This is a genomic window from Streptomyces sp. 13-12-16 (genome assembly GCF_002114215.1).
In the GTDB taxonomy this organism is placed as follows: Bacteria; Actinomycetota; Actinomycetes; order Streptomycetales; family Streptomycetaceae; genus Streptomyces.
In genome coordinates, this window is the sequence record NZ_NCTE01000447.1 from 1 (window position 1) to 1,384 (window position 1,384).

Annotated in this window: 1 protein-coding gene; it reads right to left on the reverse strand. The window is 73.4% G+C overall.

The genetic code is table 11. From position 1 onward, the window contains the following. Positions 1–142 precede the first annotated feature (142 nt). A partial coding sequence (locus tag B7767_RS18255) for an LCP family protein (RefSeq protein WP_085573121.1) occupies positions 143–1,384 on the reverse strand: 1,242 nt, incomplete at its 5' end.

The following is a 1,384-nucleotide window of genomic DNA, read 5'->3' on the forward strand; positions in this document are numbered from 1 at the left end:
CGGCGGAGCCGCACATCGGCACGGTCCCGCGCCCCTGGGGTGTCGCCGCACCGCAGCGGTTGGTCGCGCCCGCGCGGCGGGGCCGTACATCGGTACAGCCCCGTGCTTCTTCGGGGTGCTGCCGGGCCCGTCCGGGAAGGGCTCAGGAGCAGTTCACCTCGTCGCCCCGCACCACCCCGAACTCGCCCTGCCCCGGGTCCCGCGCCCGCACCTTGCGGACCTTCTCGAAGTCGGCGCCCGCGATCACCTTCAGCGTGGCGCCCTGGCCCTCCACCGCGCGCAGCTCGCTGCCGGGAAGGGCCGCCGCGAGGGATTTCGCGGAGCGGTCCCAGCGGGGGTCGTAGGCGACGACCGTCCGCCTCACGTCCTGGCGCGCCGCGTTGGCCGGGGCGCGGGTGGTGTCGAAGCCGGTCGCCGCCAGCGCGGCGTCGACCCGCCGGCCGAGGCCCGCGGTGCGGGTGCCGTTCTCGACCTGGACGCGGATCTGCCGGGGGTCCACCGGGACGCGGAGCGCCGCGTCGGGGGTGCGGCGCACGGAGAGCGGCTCGTCCCGGCGCAGCGCGTCGAAGATGCGCTCGGACTTCCCGGTGTCCCACTTCAGCGTCGCGCCGGCGCCCTTCACGGTGTGTCCCATGTCGGAGATCGGCACGGTGGTGAACTCGGAGGAGGAGGGCGAGAAGTTCCGCATCGCCCGGCCGAGGTCCAGGAGCTCGCCGGTGCCGAAGCCCTTGTCGGCGCGGACCGAGCCGAGCACCGCCCGGGTCACGTCCCGGAACCTCAGCGGGTTCAGCAGGATCCCGGAGGAGGTGACCCGTTCCACCAGGGCCGCCATGAAGTGCTGCTGGCGCCTCATCCGGCTGAGGTCGGAGGCGCCGTCGACGTGCCGGGAGCGGACGTACTGCAGGGCCCGGCCGCCTTCGAGGGTGTGCCGGCCGGCGGGCAGGTCGAGGCCGGTGCGGCTGTCCTTCAGCCGCCTGTCGGTGCAGATCTCGACGCCGCCGACCACGTCCACGGTCTTCATGAAGCTGGTGAAGTCGACCTCCAGGTAGTGGTCGATCTTCACCCCGGTCATCTTCTCGACCGTGCGCACGGTCAGCCGGGGCCCGCCCTCGGCGTACGCGGCGTTCAGTCTGACGGGGTGCCCCTTGTGCCGTTCGCCGCTCACCCGGTCGGTGTGCGGGGGCGTCACGGCGTACGAGTCGCGGGGCAGGCTGACCACGGCGGCCCGTTCGCGGTCCGCCGAGATGTGCACGATCATGATCGTGTCGGTGCAGTGGCAGGGCGTCCCGCCGAGCCGGTACTTCTCCCGCTCCTCCTCGCCGATCCTCTCCCGGCCGTCGGTGCCGACGAGCAGGATGTTCATGCCGTTACCGGCCTCGGGGCG